Annotated in this window: 1 protein-coding gene; it reads left to right on the top strand. The window is 70.8% G+C overall.

What is annotated here, in order from left to right; genetic code table 11:
• Positions 1-467 precede the first annotated feature (467 nt).
• Positions 468-1,375: serine/threonine-protein kinase (locus R6V09_RS53225; protein WP_317888568.1), on the top strand; the 908-nt coding region annotated here is incomplete at its 3' end.

The raw sequence follows: 1,375 nt of genomic DNA, 5'->3' as shown, positions 1-1,375 counted from the left end.
GACGCCACCGCGGCCAGGGCGGTACCCGCCGGAGCGGTGACCAGCACGTCGCAACTCGCGGCGCGGCCCCGCGGCTGCGCGGGCGGCCCCAGCGGGTCTACGACGGTCAGCCGGATCTGCATCGCCGTCAGCGGTCCCTTCTGCCCGGGCACGGATTTCCCCCCACCCCAACACGAGCACATCGGCCAGTTCTGCAGGCATCCTCGCACCTGCCACTGACAACGCGCCCGGGGCCCGGCAGCAAGTGATCTTGATTGGTCAGCTCTGTCCCCAAAAGTGCCTGACCAGTGCCGCACCGGTGATCGAGTGAGACCAGTCATGTCCGGCTTCGGTGACCATTGGGGCAACCGGGAGACCGGGGTGAGCGTCTTTCCTTCGAACATGTACGGCGATGCTTACGTAGGTAGCCCCAAGAGGGGCGGCACTACAGTGGACCGGAACACAGGCAAGCAGCAGGGAGCGCAGACGTGCGGCCGGTAGGCAGCAAGTACCTCCTGGAGGAGCCGCTCGGACGCGGTGCCACGGGCACCGTCTGGCGGGCCCGCCAGCGTGAGACCGCGGGCGCCGAGGCGGCCGTCCAGGGTCAGCCCGGTGAGACCGTCGCGATCAAGGTCCTCAAGGAAGAACTCGCGAGCGATCCCGACATCGTGATGCGGTTCCTGCGCGAGCGGTCGGTGCTGCTGCGCCTGACCCACCCGAACATCGTCCGGGTCCGCGACCTCGTCGTAGAAGGCGATCTCCTGGCGCTCGTCATGGACCTTGTCGAGGGCCCCGACCTGCACCACTACCTGCGCGAGAACGGCCCCTTCAGCCCCGTCGGCGCAGCCCTGCTCACCGCGCAGATCGCCGACGCGCTGGCCGCCAGCCACGCCGACGGCGTCGTGCACCGCGACCTGAAGCCGGCGAACGTCCTGCTCAAGCAGGGCGGCGGCCAGATGTACCCGCTGCTCACCGACTTCGGCATCGCCCGCCTCGCCGACTCCCCGGGCCTGACCCGCACCCACGAGTTCGTCGGCACGCCCGCGTACATCGCGCCGGAGTCCGCCGAAGGCCGCCCGCAGACCTCCGCCGTGGACATCTACGGCGCCGGCATCCTGATGTACGAGCTGGTCACCGGCCGTCCGCCGTTCTCCGGCGGCTCCGCCCTCGAAGTCCTGCACCAGCACCTGAGCGCCGAACCGCGCCGCCCCTCGACCGTCCCCGACCCGCTGTGGACGGTCATCGAGCGCTGCCTGCGCAAGAACCCGGACGAGCGGCCCAGCGCCGAGAACCTCGCCCGCGGCCTGCGCGTCGTCGCCGAGGGCATCGGCGTGCACGCGAACTCCGCGCAGATCGCCGCCGCCGAGAACGTCGCGATGCTGCTGGCCCCCGACCC

Source organism: Streptomyces sp. W16 (genome assembly GCF_033194735.1).
Classification (GTDB): domain Bacteria; phylum Actinomycetota; class Actinomycetes; order Streptomycetales; family Streptomycetaceae; genus Streptomyces.
Note: the sequence above shows the minus strand (reverse complement) of the source record. Positions and strands in the feature narration are given on the sequence as shown.